Origin of the sequence: uncultured Aquimarina sp., assembly GCF_947495315.1 — a bacterium.
Lineage (GTDB): Bacteria > Bacteroidota > Bacteroidia > Flavobacteriales > Flavobacteriaceae > Aquimarina.
Genome location: NZ_CANLYD010000002.1, coordinates 308,082 through 327,973 on the forward strand (window position 1 = coordinate 308,082; position 19,892 = coordinate 327,973).

At 34.7% G+C, this 19,892-nt stretch carries 18 protein-coding genes; 5 read left to right on the forward strand and 13 right to left on the reverse strand.

Annotation, left to right across the window (positions count from 1 at the left end):
* Positions 1-74 precede the first annotated feature (74 nt).
* Together Q0910_RS04770 and Q0910_RS04775 are read left to right on the forward strand one after the other, a co-directional pair.
* A complete protein-coding gene (locus Q0910_RS04770; RefSeq protein ID WP_299213128.1) occupies positions 75-3,773 on the forward strand; it encodes a T9SS type A sorting domain-containing protein in 3,699 nt (1,232 codons plus the stop codon).
* Positions 3,774-3,787: 14 nt separating this feature from the next.
* Positions 3,788-4,330, forward strand: a complete 543-nt coding sequence (locus Q0910_RS04775; RefSeq protein WP_299213130.1) for a hypothetical protein — start codon at positions 3,788-3,790, stop codon at positions 4,328-4,330.
* A gap of 2 nt (positions 4,331-4,332) precedes the next feature.
* Here the strand turns inward: Q0910_RS04775 and Q0910_RS04780 are convergent, their stop codons facing one another.
* From Q0910_RS04780 to Q0910_RS04800, 5 genes are all read right to left on the reverse strand, one after another.
* A complete protein-coding gene (locus Q0910_RS04780) occupies positions 4,333-5,451 on the reverse strand; it encodes a DNA helicase PriA (protein ID WP_299213132.1) in 1,119 nt (372 codons plus the stop codon).
* A gap of 103 nt (positions 5,452-5,554) precedes the next feature.
* A complete protein-coding gene (locus tag Q0910_RS04785) occupies positions 5,555-6,691 on the reverse strand; it encodes an SPFH domain-containing protein (protein ID WP_299213134.1) in 1,137 nt (378 codons plus the stop codon).
* A gap of 439 nt (positions 6,692-7,130) precedes the next feature.
* Positions 7,131-7,364 (reverse strand): hypothetical protein, encoded by a 234-nt coding sequence (locus Q0910_RS04790; RefSeq protein WP_299213136.1) that lies wholly within the window; start codon positions 7,362-7,364, stop codon positions 7,131-7,133.
* Between the two features lie 172 nt (positions 7,365-7,536).
* Complete coding sequence (locus Q0910_RS04795; RefSeq protein ID WP_299213138.1) at positions 7,537-8,070, reverse strand: hypothetical protein; 534 nt, start codon at positions 8,068-8,070, stop codon at positions 7,537-7,539.
* A 134-nt stretch (positions 8,071-8,204) separates the two neighbouring features.
* A complete protein-coding gene (locus Q0910_RS04800) occupies positions 8,205-9,893 on the reverse strand; it encodes an ABC transporter ATP-binding protein (RefSeq protein ID WP_299213140.1) in 1,689 nt (562 codons plus the stop codon).
* Between the two features lie 128 nt (positions 9,894-10,021).
* Here Q0910_RS04800 and Q0910_RS04805 point away from each other — a divergent pair, with 128 nt between their 5' ends.
* The 3 genes from Q0910_RS04805 to Q0910_RS04815 are packed head-to-tail and all read left to right on the forward strand — an operon-like array spanning position 10,022 to position 12,497.
* Positions 10,022-11,482: a HAMP domain-containing sensor histidine kinase gene (locus Q0910_RS04805; protein ID WP_299213142.1), complete on the forward strand. Its 1,461-nt coding sequence runs from the start codon at positions 10,022-10,024 to the stop codon at positions 11,480-11,482.
* A gap of 12 nt (positions 11,483-11,494) precedes the next feature.
* Positions 11,495-11,701, forward strand: coding sequence for a DUF4177 domain-containing protein (locus tag Q0910_RS04810; protein WP_299213144.1), 207 nt, complete (start codon positions 11,495-11,497; stop codon positions 11,699-11,701).
* 16 nt (positions 11,702-11,717) lie between these two features.
* A complete protein-coding gene (locus Q0910_RS04815) occupies positions 11,718-12,497 on the forward strand; it encodes an enoyl-CoA hydratase-related protein (RefSeq protein ID WP_299213146.1) in 780 nt (259 codons plus the stop codon).
* Between the two features lie 167 nt (positions 12,498-12,664).
* On the opposite strand, the gene nadD is transcribed toward Q0910_RS04815, so the two are convergent.
* From nadD to Q0910_RS04855, 8 genes are all read right to left on the reverse strand, one after another.
* Positions 12,665-13,246, reverse strand: coding sequence for a nicotinate (nicotinamide) nucleotide adenylyltransferase (gene nadD / locus Q0910_RS04820; protein ID WP_299213148.1), 582 nt, complete (start codon positions 13,244-13,246; stop codon positions 12,665-12,667).
* Between the two features lie 58 nt (positions 13,247-13,304).
* On the reverse strand, positions 13,305-13,877 hold the full coding sequence (gene gmk, locus Q0910_RS04825; RefSeq protein ID WP_299213150.1) for a guanylate kinase: 573 nt from the start codon (positions 13,875-13,877) through the stop codon (positions 13,305-13,307).
* 36 nt (positions 13,878-13,913) lie between these two features.
* On the reverse strand, positions 13,914-14,780 hold the full coding sequence (locus Q0910_RS04830) for a YicC/YloC family endoribonuclease (RefSeq protein ID WP_299213152.1): 867 nt from the start codon (positions 14,778-14,780) through the stop codon (positions 13,914-13,916).
* A 121-nt stretch (positions 14,781-14,901) separates the two neighbouring features.
* Positions 14,902-15,456: a GNAT family N-acetyltransferase gene (locus Q0910_RS04835; RefSeq protein ID WP_299213154.1), complete on the reverse strand. Its 555-nt coding sequence runs from the start codon at positions 15,454-15,456 to the stop codon at positions 14,902-14,904.
* A gap of 21 nt (positions 15,457-15,477) precedes the next feature.
* Entirely contained in the window at positions 15,478-16,029 is a 552-nt protein-coding gene (locus Q0910_RS04840; RefSeq protein ID WP_299213155.1) for a CopD family protein, read from the reverse strand.
* A complete protein-coding gene (locus tag Q0910_RS04845) occupies positions 16,029-16,319 on the reverse strand; it encodes a hypothetical protein (protein WP_299213157.1) in 291 nt (96 codons plus the stop codon). The genes Q0910_RS04840 and Q0910_RS04845 overlap by 1 nt, the downstream gene beginning before the upstream one ends.
* Positions 16,309-16,578, reverse strand: coding sequence for a hypothetical protein (locus Q0910_RS04850; protein ID WP_299213159.1), 270 nt, complete (start codon positions 16,576-16,578; stop codon positions 16,309-16,311). The genes Q0910_RS04845 and Q0910_RS04850 overlap by 11 nt, the downstream gene beginning before the upstream one ends.
* Positions 16,579-16,612: 34 nt before the next feature.
* Positions 16,613-19,690, reverse strand: coding sequence for a glycosyl hydrolase (locus Q0910_RS04855; RefSeq protein WP_299213495.1), 3,078 nt, complete (start codon positions 19,688-19,690; stop codon positions 16,613-16,615).
* Positions 19,691-19,892: the final 202 nt, after the last annotated feature.

The window sequence follows — 19,892 nt, forward strand, 5'->3', positions numbered from 1 at the left end:
TTTTGATAATATTTTAACAACTACTTTGTATTTAATGAGTTAGCTTTGGGGTTCACACAAAATCAACTCATAATATGAATACAATTCTACGATGCCTCAAAAGAGGTTTGTGTGTTTGTACATTGGTTTTTACAACCTATTCTGTAACTTCTCAAACACAACAATTAAAGACAAGTGCTGATGAAAAATCTAATAAAGGTCATCAGTTGTACAAGCAAACAAGAATGTTTGATAGTAAAAAAGGATCTACAGATTCAAAAACACCGCTTCAACGACAAGCAGATAATGCCGTTGAGCGATCGGAGTTTGAGTTTATGAGATTAAAAAATCCAACTACAGGAAAAATACCTGATGGGATTAGAAAAGCTGAGCTTCAATTTTCTAGTAAGATCAGTATTAGTGAAGATTCTGAGAAATCACTTGCAACAGCTCCAAAGTCTTCGAAATCCAGTAGGTTTTCTTCCTGGAAAAATAGAGGGCCATTTAATGTAGGAGGTCGAACTCGTGCATTAGCAATTGACAGCAGAAATGAAAATATAATCTTAGCAGGTGGAGTATCTGGAGGGTTATGGAGAACAGAGAATGGAGGAGAAACTTGGAGAAAGGTTACAAGATCTTTTCAAAGTCCAAGTATTACAGGAATTGTACAAGATCCAAGACCAAGACATAACTTTACTTGGTACTACATTTCTGGAGAACGTTATGGAAATTCTGCTAACGCCGGAGGCGCATTCTATCAAGGAAGCGGTGTATACAAATCACGAGATGGAGGACGTACATTTGAGCTATTAAGAGCTACAGTAAATCCTGATGTTGGTATATTCAATACAAATGAACCTTTTGACTTAGTTAATTCGATCGCTATTGATCCTAGAAATGGAGATATTTATTTGGGTACGATTACAGGTATTCAAAGGTCTCAGGATGGAGGAAATTCCTTTTCAGAAGTATTAACTGGAGGTTTTGATAGCAAAGCAGAAGTAGTAATTTCTTCTACAGGTCAAATTTATGCTACCATAGATTCTGATACCGATCCTACAGCTGGTTTCTTTACATCTACTGATGGCGAGACTTGGACCAATATTACTCCAGAAGGTTTTGTGCCTGCATACGGAAGAACTGTTATGGGAATTGATCCTTCTAATGAAAACACGGTATATTTCCTTACACAAAATAACAGTGGAGGAACTCCTGCATTATTAAATAGATACGATGTAGCGTCAGGAACCTGGACAGATTTAAGTGTAAACTTACCTTTTGGGATTGGTGGACGTGTAGGAAACTTAAATTTGCAAGGAGAGTATAATATGGTGATTAAGGTACACCCTACAGATAGTAATATGGTATTTGTGGGTGGAACTAATATCTATAGATCCACAACAGGATTTACTACTCCTGCAGGACAAGAAAGCTGGATAGCAGGATATTCTCCACTAAATGATGTAAGCTTATATACCAACCAACATCCAGATCAACATGCCTTATTGTTTTTCCCCTCTAATCCTAATAAAGCATTATCAGGAAATGATGGTGGAGTTTTTGTGACCGAAGATATAACAGCTACGGATGATGGTGTTGAGCCAGTAAGTTGGACTTCTTTGAATAATGGATATATTACTACACAGCCGTATCATGTAGCTTTTGATCCAGAACCTAATACAGATGACTTATTAGCAGGATTCCAGGATAATGGTACTTGGTTTACCAACTCTACAGATTCTAATGCTATTTGGGAAGAAGATTTCGGTGGAGATGGAACATATAGTGCAATTGCAGATAATGGAAGAACTCGCTATGTTTCTTCTCAGAGAGGAAATGTGTTCAGGTTTAATTTTGATGAAAATGGAGTTTTTCAGTCATTCTCTGCCGTAGAACCAGCAGGAGCTACAGGTTTTTCATTTGTAAATCCATATATCCTTGACCCTAATAATGATAACATTATGTATATGCCGGCAGGAAGTTCTATTTGGAGGAATAATGATCTCGATGAATTGCCTTTATTTACGAATACAAATGCAACAGAAAACTGGGTAAATCTCACAAATACAATAACTCCAGATGGATCTACTATAACTGCTTTGGAAGCTTCTAGATTTCCGGTAGCAAATAGATTATACTATGGTACAAATTCAGGAATTGTATTTAGAATGGATAATGCCAATATAGATAATCAACAGATAGTAGATATATCTACAGGAAAAGGGTTACCTGCAGGTTTTGTTAATGATATTAATATAGATCCGTCTAATGCTGATCGTGTAATTGTTACATTCTCTAACTACGGAATTCCTAGTGTATTCATTACAGAAGATGGTGGTGATTCTTGGACAAATATCAGTGGTAATTTAGAAGAAAATGCAGATGGAACCGGTAACGGTCCTTCTGTCAGAAGTACAGCTTTCTTAGGCGGAAGTACTGGAGTTGCGGGATCTAGGTTACAAAGAATATTTGCTGCAACTAGTACAGGTCTATATTCTACCAGAAGATTGAATGGACAAAACACTGTATGGAGAAAAGAGAATTTTGCTATAGGCAATGCAGTGACTGATGAGGTAGTTACTAGAAAAGATGGGTTTATAGCGGTTGCAGCCCACGGAAGTGGATTGTTTAGTGCACGTTTTCCTATAAATGCAAACCCATTACCAGAATCTTCTTTAACTACTGCATTTTTATTAGATGATTTCGGAGTGGACGAAAATAGCGAAGAAACAGTAATAGACGTAAACGGTTTGTTTGTACAATCACAGGGATTACCAATCGATATAGAGCTGACTAATTCTAATCCGGAATTAGTAACAGCAGTATTATCTGGTAATACGTTAACATTATCCTATGCTCCTAATTCCGTTGGGGCTTCTTCTATTGGATTGGTAGCAACCTCTGGAGAGGAACAAGTTTCGGAAGGTTTTACAGTTACTGTATCAGAGCCCTCAATCTATGAGCAGACGAATACTCAGATAGGAACATTACCATCCCAGAATTTCTTAGATTTTGGAGGATTAGCGCAGTCAGCGGATGATTTTACGGTACCCGAAGGAAATACATGGAATATTGATAGAGTATTGGCATTTGGAGGACTTCGAGGAACCCCTTCTTTTGATAATGTAACAATAGTAATTTTCACAGATGACGAAGGATTGCCAGGAGAGGAAATTTATAATAGTGGTGGCATTACACCAATATCAGAGCTTAATAATTCAAATCTAAATATTCTCTTGCCAGAAATAGTAACCCTAAAGAGCGGTAAGTATTGGATATCGGTATATGTAAACCTTGCTTTTAATCCTGGTACAAGCCAGTGGTTTTGGGCTTCGCAGGATAATGTTATAGGAGAAGAAACACAGTTCAGGGATGCAGCTAATATTTTTGGATTAGGGGCAACAGATTGGTCAACAGGTTCTTTAGTATTTGAAAGAACACCTTTAGATCAAATTTTCCAAATTTTTGGTGATATTATAGGCTCCGATATAGAACCTATTGGTCCTGAAGCTGAAGTTCCATTAACTACATTGGATTTTGCAAAAGATATTGCTGTATACCCTAATCCATCGAGTAATGAATTTTTCTTTAATCTTGGAGACACAATTTCGAAGTCAAGTAAAAGTGTAAATATCAATATTTTTAATAGTACAGGTAATTTAATACATACTATATCCGATGTTAATTCTAACGCTAATATTACTTGGGACGCATCGAGTTTAGCATCTGGGTTATATTATGCAAAAATCTCAGGAACAAACACCAATACTGTTGTTAAATTGCTAAAGAGATAGAATAACAATTAATTATGAAAAAAGGAGTTGATTTAATTAACTCCTTTTTTTATTTTAAAGATATCATGAATAAACTAATGTATATAGGCTTGATTATAATTTTATTTTCTTGTAAATCAAATAGTATTGCTCAAGAAAAAGAAAAGAGTAATACTGAGAAGCCAAAAGTAGAGAAGCCAAAGTTTGGAGATCAAAATGACAACGAAGTAACTAAATTAAATGTTACTTCCAATGATCAAATATCACCAAATACAGTACACCTTACAGGAATTATTCTCAAGGTTTTTGAAAATAAGTCTATTTGCGGAACTTTATATGAGGTTACCGCAATGGTAAAAGTAAAAAGTGTTATTGGTTCAGGCTCAGGTATTGTTAATATGATCTCATCCGAACAAGAAGTTCTTTTTGGACTTACTAAAAATCAACTAAGGAATTTTGAAACATTACAAAAAAAAACTGATGCAAATCAAGAGATTAATCTTGTGGTGTTGGAGGTTTTATGTCAAAACAGTAGTAAGACAGCTTACCAAATCATTAGTTTTACACCTAAAAATTAGTTTTATTGTTGATCACCATAAGTATTTGATAACCAAACAATCAGGATGATTATGGCAATAATAAACAGGCTAAAGAAAAATATTTTCCAAAAAGAATAAGGTCTTTTTCCGGAGATCTTTCCTGTTTGTCCATTGACAAAGAAATTGTATTTCTTTCCATTATATTTATAAGCACTGATATAAACAGGAAGTAAGATATGTTTAAAGGTTTCTTCTGATAAACTCATATTAATAGAATGTACCCGTTGCGTATCGCCACCAATATCGTGACATGCCCAAGAGCGTGCTATCGTTTCGGCTTCTTGCGTAGAAGACAAATGACCATCTTTTAAAGGAATTGTATATTTTTCAGTAACAAAACCAGCCAAAAAACTAGTATTGAATGTCTCTAAAGACTGAAGATTCCAATGAGCAATTTTAGTGGGTATTGGATTTTTACGCTGATGTGAAGCTTTTATTAAGGTATCATCTACAAAACCACTAATATTACCGCTTGCTGAAGTCCATCTGGTTCTTCTTTCTTGTCTTGTTCGTTGTACCGATTTTCCATTAACTGTAGTGGTATAGGGAACACTTACATAATAATAATCCCCTCTTTGTCCTGTATAAGTTGCATATAATTGTGCGTCAAATGTCCAATAAGGAAGATACAGGCCTTTGGTATATTCTGGATCTAAAGCAGCTTTCTGAAGATTATTAGGAGCAAACCATAATCCTTTTACCCATTTAGAAAATATCTGATGCGATTTTTTTTGATCAAATTGAAATGGCAAAACAGCACCAGGAAGAATCCAATCTTCTTTGTAAGCATCTTCTATGATCAGAGGCATTGTGCAATATACACAGTGCAGTGATTTATAATTTTCTTCAATATGCTGGTTTGCTCCACAATTCTTGCAATGGAGCATCATAATTTCTTCAGAATGAGAAAGGGATCCCATTTCATTCAAATACGGCTTTAATTCTAATTCTTTAAAACCGTCTTCGTGCTGTACAATAGTTTCCTCATGGCCACAATAATCACATGTAATCTGGGTAGTTCCCGGCTTATAGGTTAGCTCGGCACCACAATTAGCACAAGATTTTTTTTGTTCAGAAAAGGCTTTTTTTTCTTCTTCCATGTAGGAATTATAATACTAAAGGTTTTACAAAATAGTTCCTTCTTCCGTCTTAGACAGAAGAAGGCTAGAATAAGGATGTCTTTATTAACAGAATATTGTTTTTTTATGCCCCTGGTAATGGAGGAGGAGTACTTCCGCCCAAGAATGATTTTAACTCTTCTACATCTTTAATAGCTGTCCAATTGGCCATTCCTTGTTTCCAGACTAAAGAATCTTTATTGACTGTTCTATTGGCAAATAATACTTTTAACTGATCAAAAGATACAGGTCCGGCTTGCTGACCATTAGAAGCATAGAAGTACTGAACCTGAACTGGCATTGGCGGAGGAGCAACAGGAGAAGTTTGCTGAGGTTGTACTTGCTGTTGAGCAGCCATTGGGTTCATCATACCACCCATTTGTTGAGCAAGTACAAAGCCCATTCCCATTCCCATTCCAGCTCCGGCAGTACCACCTTCATTAGCAGCTGCAGCTTCGATAGCCTTAGCTGTTTTAAACTTGGTTAATTTATCAAGATCAAGCTTGTCAATTCTACTATATTCGAAGATTTCTTTTTTCAAATCTTCAGGCATTGAAACATTTTCAATGAAGAATTTTTCCAAAGAAATACCTACAGAGTTAAATTCAGGCTGCATTACTTCCTTGCAAGTTTCTGATAATTCTGTTGTATTAGCGGCATATAGTTCTATAGGGAAGTTGGCTTCTCCTACTGTATCCGTAAAACGAGTAGAAATTAAACTCTTAAGATGCTCATTGATTTCGAAATTGGTAAAATTAGCATCTGTACCAACAATATCAATGATAAATTTTCCGGGATCATTAACTTTAAAAGCGTAGGTTCCGAAGGCTCTGATTTCTACTAATCCAAAGCGATCGTCATTAAGTGTTATTGGGTTTTTTGTTCCCCATTTTTCATCAGTAAATAGGTGGGTGTTTACAAAATAGACTTCTGCCTTAAAAGGACTATTAAATCCATATTTCCAACCTTTTAAGGTTGTTAAAATTGGTAAATTTTGAGTATTTAACGTATATGTCCCAGCTTCGAATACATCTGCTAATTGACCTTCATTAATAAAAACAGCTGTTTGCCCTTCTCTAACTATTAACTGAGCACCGTTTTTTATTTCGTTTTGATAACGTTCGAATCTATGTACAATGGTGTCCTGAGTGTTGTCTAACCATTCTATAATATCTATAAATTCATTGCTAAGCTTCTTCTTTATTTCGTCAAAAATTCCCATCGGTGAGTTGATTTATAATTCGTGTTCTAAAACTACAAAATAGGATGCTTGTGTAAAAATTAATTTTGAGTTAATTCTAAAAAATACAACCTCTTTATGCACAGCATAAAGAGGTTGTATGGTACAAAAAGGTAAATTTATAAATTAATCATTAAGATTATAGAATTTTTTAACAGCTTCATAATCCCTGTAATCAACAGAAGATCTTCCAGTCGGAATATTTAGGAGGTATAATTACATATCTTAATCTATTGCCTCTTGCCGGGTCAATCTGAAACTCGGTAAGATCTCTGCTAAGTGCTTGTACTCTAATACTAATATCACTAGCAGCAGAAGCCTCACTCCCAAAACCATAAGTAAATTGAGCTCCTCTAAAATTTAATGCAGGTAATAGATATACGTTTCCATCTCCAAAACCTGTAAAATATACTAAGATAATCTAGGTGTTTTTGATACTAAAAGCTGAAGGAAGTTGAGGTGGAAAGTCGATTCCCATAAATTTTAAGGAGGAAGAGTTTCCAGTAAAGTCTGCTGGGATCCATTCGCTATATATTACTTCGGCATTGCCGTCTTCACCGTCCTCTCCGTCGGTTCCATCTTCTCCATCACAAGAAGTCATTATTAAAGCAGAAGCAATCAATATATAGGTTAAAAATTTCATTGTTGTTTTCATGATTTTGAGTTTTAATATTTTTAATTAATGTATATAAGTATAAAGAGGTAAGTATTAGATCTAAAAAAACCTATCCAATTGGCTGAGATAGGCTTTTGATAGGTTTTTTTAGATCGAAGGCTATTTGATCCATTTAATTTTAAATAGCTTAATTTTTTGGAAATTATTTGTGCTAAAATGTTTCCTTAACAATTATTTTCCCATTCCATCCTCCTGGGTCCAATAGAACACCTGTAGATGTACCACCATTGGTTTCTACATAGATTTGTGCAGTGTGATCTCCTGTCCCCAGATCTTCAAACAAATCAAAAATAGAAATGAACTCGCTAGAATTACTTGTTCTTATTACACCGTTATTATTGAGAGTTCCTGGATTACCATCGACTCTAATCTCAAATCTAACTCCCGATGTTCCTCCAGCAAAAGTTCCTCCAGATACATTGGAGTTTAGAAAAACTTCAATGTTTGAATCATCATAAACCTTAGTAAAACTTAGTGGGGGACCTACTGGATTAAAAGTATCAGTTGCGGTTATGGAACCTGAATTCAGACTACCTGATTCTGTATAAATGGATTCTCTTGTTGGTCCGGGAATTCCTTGTTCCCCTTGCGGCCCTTCTGCTCCATCCATACCATCTTCACCATCACAAGAAGCAGTGGTTAATACTAAGGCAAAAGCCATCATTACATACGTTAAAAATTTCATTGTTGTTTTCATCATTTTAAGTTTTGTTGTTTAAAACTTAGTGTTAGTGAAAACAAAAAGGTAAACACATACAATAAGAAACTTGATGCTTATGAGTGTTTATAATTAAAAAAGAGCGCTATATTTATATTGTACTACAGACCTTTAGGAATGGCATCGATTAGTTTTTGTGTGTATTCCTTTTTTGGGTTTGCGTAGATGTTATCCGCATCTCCTTGCTCTTCAATTTTACCTTGATTCATAACCAATAATTGATCAGACATATATTTCACCACGGCCAAATCATGAGATATGAAAATATAGGTAAAACCAAATTTTTCTTTTAGTTCATTCAGTAAATTCAAAACTTGTGCTTGAACCGAAATGTCCAGCGCGCTTACGGATTCATCACAGATGATTAATTTTGGCTGGAGCGCTATGGTTCTTGCAATTCCTATGCGTTGACGCTGTCCACCGCTAAATTCATGAGGATATCGGTTAAAATATGCTGGGTCTAATCCAACGCGTTCTAATAGATTAATGGTTTTTTCTTTTCGCTCTCCGTTATTGTCATAAAGATTATGGGCTTTCATGGGTTCCATAATTGCTTTACCAATTGTTAAACGTGGATTAAGAGATGCAAATGGATCTTGAAATATTAACTGAATCTCTTTTCTTAAACTTCTTATTTCTGAAGAAGAAATTTTTGTAATATCCTGACCTTTATATAAAATCTCGCCGCTATTGGCTTTGTCTAATTGTAGAATTGTATTTCCTAAAGTAGATTTACCGCATCCAGATTCTCCAACAAGACCTAAGGTTTCACCTTCATATAATTTAAAGCTAACCCCATCAACCGCTTTAAATTCTTTTTTACCAAACAAACCCACTTTGGAAAAAAAGGTTTTTTCTACATTTCTTACTTCTAATAGAGGAGGTTTGCTGTATAATCCTTTGTGGTGTTGTGTTCGCTGTGTTTTAGTAATAACCTCTCTTTCCTCGGTCTGATCGGTAAGGTAATCTTCTATGGTAGGTAAATTTTTAAACCTAACGTCAAGTGATGGTCTGGCATGAATTAATGCTTTGGTGTATTCTTTCTGTGGATTACTAAAAATTTCTGATGTAGCACCATATTCTACCATTTTACCTTGATAAACCACCAGAACTTTATCTGCAATTTCGGATACCAAAGATAAGTCGTGAGAAATGAAGAGAATGCTCATTTTATATTCTTTCTGTAGATCTTTTAACAAACCAATAATTTCTTTCTGTACAGTAACGTCTAATGCAGTTGTAGGTTCATCAGCAATAAGTAGTTTAGGCTTACAGGCAATGGCCATAGCAATCATTATACGTTGTTTCTGTCCACCACTCAGTTCATGAGGATAGGAATTATAGGCGCGAATGCTATCAGGGAGTTTTACTTTTTCAAACAAAGAAAGCACTTCTTCCTTGGCTTCGGATTTTGACAAAAGAGTGTGCTGCAACAATATCTCTATAACCTGTTTACCACATTTCATAGATGGATTAAGAGAACTCATGGGTTCCTGAAAAATCATAGCGATTTCATTGCCTCGAATAGATCTTAATGTTTTAGTATCCAAATCAAGCAGAGAATGGTTATCATAAAGGATTTGTCCAGAAACTTTTGCTGTATGCGTAGGAAGTAATCCCATAATGGCTAGAGAAGTCACTGATTTACCACTTCCGGATTCTCCCACAACACCTAAGATTTCATCAGAATTGATATCAAATGAAATATCATACAATACTTGGGTTTCTTTTTCCTCAGAAGAAAAAGAAACGTTTATATTTTTAACAGAAAGTAAAGCATCAGTATCCATAGAATCAAAACTAAGTAAATTTAGCCAATTCCAACTAAAGAAATGAAATGTAGTGAGCTAGTGTCTAAGGTTTCTTTTAAAAGCTATTTTGGTGTGATATTTGCTATATTTACGTTTCAAAGAATACTATGAAGCTTACCAAACTATCCCTTAGAACGAGGATTTTTATTTCCATGACCGTATTAGTTTTGTTAGCTTCTGTCTTGGTTGCTGCAATTACGGTATATCAATACAAAGAGGAGGCAGAAGACTATCATCGTGAACGATTAGAAAGGAAAGAAGAGCGAATTAAAATAGCCATTAATAATGCATTAAGAAGCACTACATATCCAGTAACTGAGGAGAATGTTGCTTTGATTTTTAGAGAGAAAAAGAGAATTTCTCAAATTTCTCAGGAGCATACGTTACCAGTTAATATTTATAGTTTGTCCGGAAAATTACTAGTTAAATCAGAGGAAACTTTTGTGAATGATACTACTGATAAACAGTTAAGCCAACGCATTATTGATACTTTAGGGAGTGGATATGAAAAACGATACCTGGGAGTTTCTGAAAAAAATGGAGAACATTTTTTATCCTCATACACATATATTAAGGATTATAAATCAAAACCACTGGCAATACTCAACTTACCATATCTGGAAGATGATAATTTCTTTTCCAGAGAATTATGGGAATCTTTAAAGAGACTCGGTCAAGTATATTTGCTGATGTTGTTAATTGCTATAATATTAGCATATTTTTTATCAAAATATATTACGCGATCTCTTAAAACAATCTCAGACACTATAGATCAGACTCGCTTAGATAAACGTAACAAGAGAATCAGGATAGGAGATTCTAGTGATGAGATTTATTCGTTAGTAAACGCATATAATAGTATGATCGATGAGTTAGAAGAAAGTGCTGCGATGCTGGCTAAAAGTGAGCGAGAAGCAGCTTGGAGAGAAATGGCAAAGCAGGTTGCGCATGAAATTAAAAATCCACTAACTCCGATGCGATTAACGGTTCAGAGTTTCGAACGGAAGTTTGATCCCAATGATCCTAATATCGAACAAAAAGTAAAAGAGTACAGTGACACATTGATCCAACAGATTGACACTATGAGCTCCATTGCTTCTGCTTTTTCTAATTTTGCGCAGATGCCAGCGCAGAAAAGCGAAACATTAGATGTTGTTAAAATAGTAGGATTAGCACTTGATATTTTTAATGAAGATTATATTGTTTTCCCTTCAGAAATGGAGAAGATTATTGCTAAGTTTGATAGGACGCAGTTGATAAGGGTAGTGACTAATCTGGTTAAGAATGCTATACAAGCTATCCCAGAAGATCAAACTCCTAAAATTATGGTAAATGTTTTTACAGAAATGGAAAATGTTGTTATTACTGTAGCAGATAATGGAATTGGTATAAATGATGAAAATAAAAAAATGGTTTTTGAACCAAAATTTACTACAAAGAGCAGTGGTATGGGATTAGGATTGGGTATGGTAAAAAATATTGTGGAAACCTATAACGGAAGTATTACCTTTACATCTCAGGAAGGAAAAGGAACCGTTTTTAAGGTGAAATTTCCAAAAGAGCAGTAAATACTTGAAACTATGAAAGAGTATAAATTAGAATCGTTGATTTATTATTCAAAACTAACGCTGGATAAAGAACATATCTTAAAATCTTCCTCTAAAGATATTCAGGAAAAATTGGATTTTTATGCCAAAGATGGATGGAGATTAGTATCTACAGATGTCGAAGATTTTGGTATGGGAATGTATTTCTATTTATACTTCGAAAAGGATTTAAAACAATAAACAAACAATATAGAAAATGTACACTAATATTCTCACATCTCATAATGGTGGTATAACAACTATTACCATCAATCGTCCTTCAAAATTAAATGCACTTAACAAGGAAACTATTCAGGAGCTTCATAATGCTTTTGATGTAGCAAATAAAGATGCCCAGTCTAAGGTGATTATCATAACTGGAAGTGGAGAGAAAGCTTTTGTAGCTGGAGCTGATATTAGCGAATTTGCTAATTTTTCTGTAGATCAAGGAGGTCAGCTTGCCGCAAAAGGGCAGGAGTTACTTTTTGATTTTGTGGCAAATTTATCTACACCAGTAATTGCTGCGGTTAATGGTTTTGCATTAGGCGGTGGATTAGAGCTGGCTATGGCGGCACATTTTAGAGTAGCCAGTGATAATGCCAAAATGGGATTACCAGAAGTTTCTCTGGGAGTAATTCCAGGTTATGGAGGTACACAACGTTTACCGCAGTTAGTAGGCAAAGGTAGAGCTATGGAAATGATTATGACAGCGGGAATGATTGATGCCAATCAAGCATTAAATTATGGATTGGTAAATCACGTAGTTTCACAGGAAGAGTTATTGCCATTGGCAGAAAAACTGGCAAGTAAGATTATGCGAAATTCTTCAGTAGCAATTGGTTCAGCTATTAATGCTATTAATGCGGCTTATGAAGATGGTGTTAATGGATTTAAAACAGAAATTAAAGAATTCGGAAATTGTTTTGGAACGGAAGATTTTAAAGAAGGAACCACTGCATTTTTAGAAAAAAGAAAGGCTGATTTTCCTGGGAAGTAATTAATAATAATCTGTCAGCTCTGATTTTTTCAGAACATATACTTTTTAAAAAAGACTTTTCTGTCATTTCGAGCGGAGTCGAGAAATAATATTTGTTGATTTTGAATACATTTCGACTACGCTCAATGTGACGGATTTGATTTATAATAGTTTTCGATTAACTTCTTCTACCTATAAAAATTCATTTCATCAATATATTCCCATACCTCTTTTGGGAGTAAGGGCTTAATGTTTTTATCTTCAGGAATAGCATTTCTAATAAAAGTGGAAGATATTTCCATGATTGGGGCAGCTACTGGATGAATTTTTGGATGATTCTTAAATTGATGTTCCGTTATTCCTTCAGAAATCCTTGGATATACATAAATGTGATGATTTTCTAGTATAGCCTCATAGTTTTTCCATTTATGGAAGCTTTTCAGATTGTCTTCGCCCATAATCAAATTAAACTGATAGTCAGGATATTTTTCCTGTAGATGAACTAATGTGTTCACTGTGTAATTAGGTTGAGGTAGCTTAAACTCTATGTCGCTGGGCTTTAGTTTGGGATACGATTCTGTTGCGCGATATACCATTTCTAATCGATGGTTATTATCTAGCAAAGAGTTTTTCTTCTTAAATGGATTATGAGGAGTAACTACCATCCAGATTTCATCTAGATCTGAATATTCTGCCATATGATTGGCAATAGCCAAATGACCTATATGAATAGGATTAAATGTTCCGAAATATAAACCTATTTTCTTCATGAAAAGTGGTGATTTTTCATTCCCGTGAAGACGGGAATCTATTTAATTATTATAAAATTTAATTTACAATAAATTTCTTCACTAACTGAAGCACTTCTGCCTTTGCTTTTTCTAGATCATCATTAGTTACAATAGCATCAAATTGCGGAGCGGTTGCTAACTCTGTAGAGGCTTTAGCAACTCTCATATTGATCTTGTCTTCAGACTCAGTTTTGCGTTTCTTTAATCGGATTTTTAATTCTTCGATACTAGGTGGTTTTACAAAAATAGCAAGTGTTCTATCTGGATAGATTCTTTTAATATCCAGTCCACCAACTACATCGATATCAAAAATAACATGTTTGCCTTTATCCCAGATACGTTGTACTTCTGTTTTCAGCGTTCCATAAAAATTATCACGATATACTTCTTCCCATTCTAGAAACTCATCTGCTTTGATCTTATCCTTGAACTCTCTAAGGGAGAGAAAATAATAATCCTTTCCGTGTATTTCTCCTCCACGAGGTTCTCTGGAAGCAGCGGATATTGAGAAATCTAAATTCAATTCCTCATTGTGTAATAAATATTTAACTAAAGTAGTTTTTCCACTGCCGGATGGTGCAGACAATACGATAAGTTTTCCTGTATTCATAATATCTCCTAGTTTCGCAACTATACAGTTTCTCTGTTATAAAATATTAAGCAATTGCTCTTTGATCTTCTCTAATTCATCTTTCATCTGCACAACTAATTGCTGCATAGGTGCATAATTAGATTTACTACCAATTGTATTAATCTCACGACCAATTTCCTGTGTAATGAAACCTAATTTTTTACCATTAGAGTCTTTAGAATTCAAAGTGGTTGTAAAATATTCTATATGATTAGCAAGTCTTACTTTTTCCTCAGTAATATCAAATTTCTCAAGATAGTATATCAATTCTTGTTCAAATCGGTTTTCATCTACTTGCTCTTTTAATTCAGAAACCGCTTTATGCAATCTTTCTCGAACAACCTCAATCCGTTCGGGATCAATTTCAATTACTTTATTAAGCAAATCACTAATATTCTTAATACGAGTGATGAAATCTTTTTCTAAAGCTTTTCCTTCATCTAGTCTATAGTTTTCTATTGCTTCCAAAGCCTCCAGAAGACCACCTTTTATAGCTTTAAATTCTGTTTCATCAACCTCTGCTCGTTCTGTTTTTAAAGCATCCGGCATACGAACCGCCATTTTTATTAACTCCAATTCCTCTTGCTTTGCATATTGGGATATAGACCCCAATTGCTTCATATAATCTTTTACAATAGATTCATTGATTTTGGTCGAGTTTTCCTCTGCAGTAACTTCTACATATAAACCAAAATCTACTTTACCTCTTTCTAGAGTTTTGGCAATGGTCTTACGCATTTCTAACTCCTTTTCGCGGTATTGAGAGGGAATTCTTGCGTTTAGGTCTAGGTTCTTACTATTTAGTGATTTTACTTCAATAGTGATTTTTTTGGTAGGAAGCTGAAGGATTGACTTCCCAAAACCTGTCATGGATTTGATCATATGCTTATATCAGTACTCGATTAAAAAATTACACGAAGATACAAACTAATTACGAATGCAGAATTATGAATGTAGAAGGATCAAGTGAAACTAATTAAAAACCTATTTTCAATGGAGGTTTTTAACTTTTAGAAACTTCTTTATGCATAATAATTTTATCAACGAACACTCCTTTTTCCAGAAAGAAATTAGGGATGACTCCAGATTGTTGGAACTTCATCTTTTTGTATAAAGTAACTCCTGATGTATTATTGGCATATACTTCTAGCCAGATCGTTTTCAAAATTTGATTTTCTTCTGCCCAGTCAATAATATTCTGAAGTAATAAAGTACCAATACCTTGATTTTGCCATTGCGTGTCAATTCCCATGCCAATAACTGCAGTATGTTGCATCTTTTTTCTCCAACTTCCGGTAAGATCTATGTTTCCGATAATCTCATCTTTGAAAACGGCCACCAAAATCATACTGTTTTTCTCTGATTGATACCGTTCAATCATATCGCTTTCTTGATGAATATCGTTTGGGTATTCATTTACGAGCAAAGGCAAACTTTCGGTATTTTTTAGATATTTTAGTTTGAGCTTTAATAGTTTTTCGGCATCATCAGATACTACTTGTCTAATAGTGATAGACTGATCATTTTTAGTTTTATATGTTTTTGGAAAGAAGCTCAATTCTAAAATTCGAAATTTATACTATGCATCTGGGTTTTTATCTCGTATTCTTTTATATAACTTTATACCTAGCATTAATAAAACAGCAAGTAACAAAATTCCGATGACTCCATAAATCCAATTAACAGCATCTCGAACGATTACTAAAAATATAACAGCAAATAGGATTATTGTGGCGCCTTCATTCCATATTCTCATCTGATTAGAAGACCATTTTATAATACCAACCTGAAGTTGTTTAAAAATTTGGTGACTTTTTAAATGATAGATAAAAAGCAACACAATGAACGCCAATTTTACGTGCATCCAAGGCAATTCTAGTAAAACAGGTCTTAAAATTAATAAGCAAATAGCGAATGTTGTCGCTAAAATAGCTGAAGGCCAGGTAATGATATACCAAAGACGTTTAGCCATTAGTTTTAGTTGATTCCCTAATATTTCTTTGTCAGGAGAAGGTTTCTGGAAGGCTTCGATCTGATAGATAAATAATCTAGGAATATAAAAGAGCCCTGCAAACCATGTAATCACAAAGATGAGGTGCAGGGCTTTTATATAGTTATAGTATTCTTGCATTATTTTGGTTTCTTCGTAGGGTTTTGATGTGTATTAAAAATTGAGTAAATGATTATTGTATCGTTTTCAATACCAAAAACGATCACAAATGGAAACCGTTGAACGGGAGCTTGACGAAAAGAGTGTTTTGAAATTTGAAAATGCTTTGGAAATTTCTGAATATATAAGATTTCAGATCTTATGCTATTTAAAAACCGAAAACCTAATCCTTTCGATTTAGAATCATACCACTCTAGAGCGTCTTCTAATTCTAATACAGCTCTAGGCTTTAGAATAAGTTTATAGGTCATATTTTTTCCTGAGCCGCTTTTCTACTTCGTTCCATGTAGAACCTTTTGTTTCTCCGTTGAGGTGTCTTCTGCGATCTTCTTCTAAAAGCTTGTAGTGGGATTCAGGAACCAAATCAATTGAATCTGTTTTATACATTTGATTAGGTTCCAAAACCATATTATCCGGAATTTCATTTAAAATACTTTCGATTTCATTAAGTATTTCAATATTATGACAATCCATAATAAGTTGAATTAACTCTAATTTTCTCGTATTCATATTCATACATCAAAGATAAGAAATAAATGAGTCCTTATTTATTTGCTTCCTCCACAAAAAGATAATTTAACTTCAGGGTATTGAATTCTGCATTAAAGCTTTTTATTTCCTCAGAAATTAATTTGTCAAAAGACTTTAGTTGATCATCGATTTGTTTGGTTAATTCATTTTTTACTGCAATATCTTGTGAGGTAGGTCCAAAATCTCCCATTCCTACTAATGAATTCAAATGTCCAAGTTTATTGGTTAATTTAATAGGGAAATTTAAAGGATCCTGACCGCTACGGTTTTTAGTTTGATATAATGCTTTTTCAATTTCTCCAAACTGCTTCTGTAGGTCTTTAGCTTTTGTCACTAAGTCTTTTGTTTTTTCATCGTCTTTATACTGCGTTGAGAAAGACTTCAATTGCTCATTTATTTTTCTAATTTTTTTAATGGATTGATGCGCGTTATCTACTGTTTTGTTCACACTAGTGATAAAATCAAACTGCTGTTGCATTTGTTGTAGAGTAGCCTCTGCTCTGGGATCAGCTAGGATAGTAAATGGTTGAGAAATTGCTGTTCCGTTTACATTCAGGTTTACTTTATAAGTTCCGGGAACAGCTTTAGGACCATTAAGATTTGCCCACCATAAAATCATTCCTTTCAATTTTTCTGCTCCATCTCCTCGCATGTTCCAGTTAAACTGATTTGCTCCTTTTTTTAGATCAACTAGTTTATCTTTTTTCTCCTTTGCACTAGTACTAAATGATTTAATCGTATCTCCCTTTGTATTAAAATAAGTAAGCGATATAGTATCTTTTTCTTTGTCAAAGTTTTTAAGGTTGAAATACGTAATTACTCCGCTTGGGTGATTCGTTCCTTCAGTTTTGGAATCTTTTTGGCTTCCACCTCTCATTCTATAGGTATCCTTTGGCTTAAATAGGATGTTTTCCTGAGTTTTAGAACTATTACTAAGTTGATGTAGTACCGTAAGATCATCAATGATCCAAAGGCTTCTTCCTTGCGTTGCAACAATCAGATTATTGTCTTTAATTGCTAGATCGGTAATTGGTACAATAGGAAGATTTAATTGAAACGATTTCCAATTTGAACCATCGTCAAAAGAAATATACATTCCGGTTTCGGTACCTGCATATAATAACCCTTTTTGTTTAGGATCTGCACGAAGTACACGAGTAAAATGTTCACTAGCTATTCCTGTGGTAATTTTTGTCCAGGACTGGCCATAATTCGTAGTTTTATATAAATACGGTGCAAAATCTCCAGATTTATATCGCGTTCCAGCAATGTAGCAAGTACCTTCATTAAAGCTACTTGGTTCTATACTGTTAATCATCATCCATGCTGGCATTCCTTTTGGAGTGACGTTATTCCAGTTTTTTCCACCATCTTGACTTACATGAACTAATCCATCGTCACTTCCGGTCCACAATAAACCTTCTTTAAGAGGGCTTTCTGCAGCTGCAAAAATCGTACAATAATATTCTACTGAAGTATTATCTTGAGTAATAGGTCCTCCAGAAGATTTTAGTTTATTTGGATCATTTCGGGTAAGATCAGGACTTATTACTTCCCAGCTTTGTCCCTCGTTTTCGGTTACGTGAACTTGATTTGAAAAAGTATATAATCTATTTGGATTATGTTTTGAAAACATAATAGGGAAATTCCATTGAAAACGATATTTCATATCTTCAGCACCGTGTCCCATTGGATTATCTGGCCAAACACTAATAGATCTTACGGTTTCGGTTTTGTGATTTACCCTAGTTAAGAAACCATCATAACTACCTCCATATACAATATCATTATCCTTTGGATCTATGGCAATATGAGCAGATTCTCCACCAGCTGTGGATTCCCAATCATCCTCAGAAATTGACCAACCTGTACTTCTATGATTAATCCTAATAGTAGAATTATCTTGCTGAGCAGCATAAATTCTATAAGGGAAACTATTATCTGTGGTCACGCGATAAAATTGAGAAGTAGGTTGATTATGATAGGTACTCCAGGTCTCACCACCGTCATAGGTAATTTGGGCACCACCATCATCACCAATAACCATACGTTTTGGATTTTCTGGAGCTATCCACAGATCGTGATGATCACCATGTGGCGCTCTGAAACTACTAAAGTTTTTTCCTCCATCCTTACTTTTATGATACGATACATTTACTACGTACACCACATCTTTATCACTCGGATCAGCATAAATACGGGTGTAATACCAGGCACGTTGGCGAAGACTACGATCACTATTTAAAAGATTCCAAGTTTCACCACCATCATCACTTCGATAAACTCCTCCTTTTTCTTTGTTCTCTACAATTGCCCAAACTCTTTCACTATTAACAGGAGAAACAGTTACTCCCATAATTCCTAAGGTATCTTTTGCAAAACCTTTGTTTTTTGATATTTCTTTCCAGTTTTTTCCGCTATCTGTACTTTTCCATAAAGCAGAACCATTACCTCCCGAGCTTAAACTATATGGTGTTCTTCTGGCATTCCAGGTAGAAGCGTATAAAATCCTTGGATTATTAGGATCTAATGTCAGATCAACTGCTCCTGCATCCTGATTGGCAAATAATACTTTATTCCAAGTTTTTCCACCATCAATACTTTTATAAACTCCTCGATCCTGAGTAGGTTTATAGATGTTTCCTAAAACACCAGCATATACAATATCAGGATTGGTTGGGTGTATTGCTATTCTTGGTATATGCCTACTATTTGGAAGACCCGATTGGATCCAGGTTTTTCCTGCGTCAACACTTTTCCAAACTCCGTATCCAGAAGATACATTACCACGAAGTGTTTTTTCACCACCACCAACATAGATAACATTTGGATCACTTTTGGAAACTGAAATGGAACCAACTGATCCACCAAAAAATCCATCGGATATGTTTTCCCAGGTACGACCACCATCGGTTGTTTTCCATACTCCACCACCAGTAGCACCAAAATAAAACAGATTTGGTTTGCCAGGAACTCCGGTTACTGCAGCGCTACGGCCACCTCTAAACGGGCCGACTAATCGATATTCTAACGCATCATATAACTCCTCGTTATACGTTTGTGCGTTTAATGATGAGAAATTGCCGATCATAAGAAAGACAATCAATGTGAGTTTTAAAATTTTTGAGTACATCTAGTTGAGTTTATAATTTACGCCTTAACGCCGTAAGAATTCATAGTAAGTAGATTTGATGGCCCACTAAAATCTGGAATAAATGGCTATTGAGAAAGATTTTCACGTAAATTTAACCTTAGTTGATTTCCGTTTTCTCCTCTATGTTGGTTTTTTAAGG